At 69.6% G+C, this 3,626-nt stretch carries 3 protein-coding genes and 1 pseudogene; all 4 read right to left on the reverse strand.

Translation table 11 applies throughout. The features are described from left to right. A pseudogene (locus DSP71_RS02660) lies at positions 1 to 165 on the reverse strand (MFS transporter); the annotation flags it as partial. A gap of 197 nt (positions 166 to 362) precedes the next feature. Next, the gene (locus DSP71_RS02665) at positions 363 to 845 is read right to left on the reverse strand and encodes an Lrp/AsnC family transcriptional regulator (RefSeq protein WP_046749731.1); all 483 of its coding nucleotides are present in this window, start codon (positions 843 to 845) and stop codon (positions 363 to 365) included. Positions 846 to 847: 2 nt separating this feature from the next. Continuing rightward, positions 848 to 2,266, reverse strand: coding sequence for an amino acid permease (locus DSP71_RS02670; protein WP_046749732.1), 1,419 nt, complete (start codon positions 2,264 to 2,266; stop codon positions 848 to 850). Continuing rightward, a complete protein-coding gene (gene hisC / locus DSP71_RS02675; protein ID WP_113680307.1) occupies positions 2,263 to 3,330 on the reverse strand; it encodes a histidinol-phosphate transaminase in 1,068 nt (355 codons plus the stop codon). The genes DSP71_RS02670 and hisC overlap by 4 nt, the downstream gene beginning before the upstream one ends. Between the last annotated feature and the right edge of the window lie 296 nt (positions 3,331 to 3,626).

Genomic DNA, 3,626 nt, shown 5'->3' on the forward strand with positions numbered 1-3,626 from the left:
CGCGCCGACCACCATGCCGACCGCGAAGGCCGAGGTGAGCAGACCCGCGGTGCCGACGGAGACGTCGAGATCGGCGGCGATCGCGGGCAGGAGACCCGCGAGCATGAATTCGGACGTGCCCATGACGAAGACGGCAAGGGCGAGCAGGTAGAGAGCAGAGGGCATGGCAGTACTCCGAGGTGAGAGATCAAGAAGGGGGCTTCTCGTCACCACGGCCGGCATCCGGGGATGCACCAGTAGGCGCCTCCGCGGAGGGGAGGCGCAGCTACGGGATCGCAGCTATCGGCGCACGGGGCCGGCGGTGTGACCGACGGCCCCCGACTCGTCTGACTCGGGACTCGACATGCTCGAACTCTACCGCGCTACGGCATCTCGTCCGCCGCGACGTGTTCGACCAGAGGGAGCACCCGACCGGAGAGGTGCGTGCGCATCGCGATCGACGACGCGGTGCGGGCGACCCCCGGCACCAGGGCGACCCGGTCGAGCACCTCCTGCAACTGCGTGGCATCGCGCGCCACCAGTCGCAGTTGCATGTCGCTCGCTCCGGTGACGGTGTGCATGTCGACGATCTCTGGGACGGCGTCGGCCAGCGCCGTCGCCACCTCGTCATGCCCGACCTTCTGATCGATCTCGACCAGGCAGAAGGCGACGACACCGTATCCGAATCCGGCCGGATCGATGCGCGGCACGATCGCCTCGATCACCCCGCCCTCGTGCAGGCGCGCGAGTCGGCTCGTCGCCGTTCCCCGCGCGATGCCGAGCCGCCGCGCGCACTCCAGGATCGGCAGCTGCGGCGACTCCGTCAGCAGTCGGATGAGCTGGGCGTCGAGGCGATCGATGCGCATCGTCACTCCCGCGGGACGCCGGGCCTCGCCACGCTCCTGGTCGCGCGTGCGACGAGCAAAAGCACGGCGGTGAGCCCGAGTGTCAGCAGCAACTGGATGCGGGCGGCCTCATCGATCATCGCGAGGGCGATCACCGCGGCGAGCAGCACCAGACACAGCCACGACAGCCAGGGGAAGCCCCACATCCGCATCGGCATCTCGTCGCCTGCGCGGTCCGCACGACGGCGGAGGATGATCTGCGCCACCGCGGTCGCGGTCCAGATCACCAGCAGCGTCGAGCCGACCACGTTGAGCAGGGCCGGCAGCACGACGTCGGGGAACGCCCAGTTGAGTCCGACCGTGACGAACCCGAAGGCGACGGAGGCCAGCACCGCGACGAACGGCACGCCCTTGAGGCTCGTCCGGGTCGCAGCCAGCGGAGCAAGGCCCCGCTCCCCCAGCGAGTACGCCATGCGGGAGGCACCGTAGATGTTGGCGTTCATGGCCGAGAGCAGCGCGATGATCACGATCAGGTCCATCACGAGGCCGACTCCCGGTACGTTCAGGGTCTCGAGCACCGCGGAGAACGGGCCGGCCTTCACCGCAGGATCGTTCCAGGGCAGCACCGCCACGATCACGAAGATCGACCCGACGTAGAACACCATGATGCGCACGAGCACCTCGCGGACGATGCGGCGGATGTTGCGCGCGGGATCGTTCGACTCGGCGGCGGCGATGGCGACCACCTCGGTGCCGCCGAACGCGAAGACCACGATCAGCAGGGCACCGGCGATGCCCGCGATGCCGTTCGGGGCGAACCCGCCGTTGTCGACGAGGTTCGAGATGCCGGTACCCGGCACGCCCGGGATGAGGCCGACGATCGCGCACACCCCGACCACGAGGAAGGCGATGATCGCCGCGACCTTGATCGCCGCGAACCAGAACTCGAAGCGACCGTAGTTGCGCACGCCGAACAGGTTCACGGCCGTGAGCGCCACGACGAAGATCAGCACCCACACCCAGGCCGGGATCCCGGGGGTCCAGTTCGCCACGATCGCGCCGGCGCCCGTCGCCTCGGCCGCGATCACCACGACCAGCTGGATCCAGTACAGCCAGCCCACCGCGCTGCCGGCGCTACGGCCCATCGCCTTCTGCGCGTACGAGCTGAAGGCACCGGAGCTCGGCCTCGCCGCGACCATCTCGGCCAGCATCGCCATCACGAGCACGACGATGCCGCCGGCCACGAGGTACGACACCAGCACTGCGGGCCCCGCGATGCTGATCGCCTGGCCCGAGCCGACGAACAGGCCGGCGCCGATCGCGCCGCCGAGTCCCATCATCGAGATCTGACGGCGCGTCAGCCCCGGGTGCAGACCCTTGGTGGTCGTCGTGGTGGTGGGCACCTCGGTCACGGGATCGTTGGTCACGCGTCCATCGGTCATGCGTTCACCTCGGCGAGCTCGGTCTCGAGGGCGGCTTGCACCCGATCGATGTCCTCCACGGAGCCCGAGGAGATGCGGACGCCCTCGCCGGGGAAGACGCGTGCGACCACGCCGCCCTCCTGGAGCAGTCGTTCGAGCTCCGGTGTGCGGTCCCCGGATGGCACCCAGACGAAGTTGGCCTGCGAGCGGACGGCGGGCCATCCGGCGGCAGTGAGCACGTCGTGCAGGCGGTCGCGCTGGGCGACCACCTCGTCGATACGCGTCGCGAGCTCCTCCTCGGCGTCGAGGGACGCGAGGGCAGCGGTCTGGGCGAGGTCGGTCACACCGAACGGCACCGCCACCTTGCGCTGGTTCTCGGCGACGGCGTCCGGCGCGATGGCGTAGCCGATCCGGAGCCCGGCGAGCCCGTAGGCCTTGGAGAACGTGTGCAGCAGGGCCACGTGCGGGTGACGTCGGAACAGCTCGATGCCGGCTCCCCTGCTGTCGGTGCGGTCGAAGTGCACGTAGGCCTCGTCGATGACCACGAGCACGTCGTGCGGCACCGCCGCGACGAAACGCTCCAACTCGTCGGCACTCACGACGGTGCCCGTCGGGTTGTTCGGATTGCAGACGAAGATCAGGCGGGTGCGTGGGGTGATCGCCGCCAGCATCGCGTCGAGGTCGTGAGCGTGGTCCGCGTCGAGCGGCACCGGGACGGGCGTCGCCCCGGCGATGCGGACGAGCGACGGATACGCCTCGAACGACCGCCACGCGAAGATGACCTCGTCGCCGTCACCGGCGACCGCGTGGATGAGCGGCGCCGCGATCTCCACCGACCCCGCACCGACGGTGACTTCGGAGACGTCGACACCGTAGCGGGAGGCGAGTCGCTCGCGCAGCTTCGCGGCACTCATATCGGGATAGCGGTTGATTCCGTCGAGGCGCTCACGCACGGCCTCGACGACCGACGGGAGCGGCGGGTGCGGGGACTCGTTCGAGGAGAGCTTGGACGCACCGGCCGGAGCGGAGCGCCCCTGACGGTAAGCGGGAACGGCGTCGAGTCCGGCGCGAGTGGGAAGGGGCATCGTCAGAGCGTCCTTGCTGTGATCGGGTGAGGTGTCGCGCAACACTAGAACGGAATCCCACCACTGGGCAATCGGCGCACCGGAAGCTGCGCATCTCGCGCAATCGAGCGCCCGTCCCTCGGGATGGGCTGGACACACTGCACAGTGTGAAGGTCAGCGCGCGACCGACACCTCGGCAGGATCGCTGACCGGCAGCCGGCACACGAACGCCCGACAGTCGTAGGCGCGGTCCGTCGACGTGTCCTTGCCCTCGAACAGCTCGAACCCGGCATCCGCGAATGCCCGCGCCTGGTCCG

The sequence above is a fragment of the Microbacterium sp. H6 genome (assembly GCF_003314775.1).
GTDB lineage: Bacteria > Actinomycetota > Actinomycetes > Actinomycetales > Microbacteriaceae > Microbacterium > Microbacterium oxydans.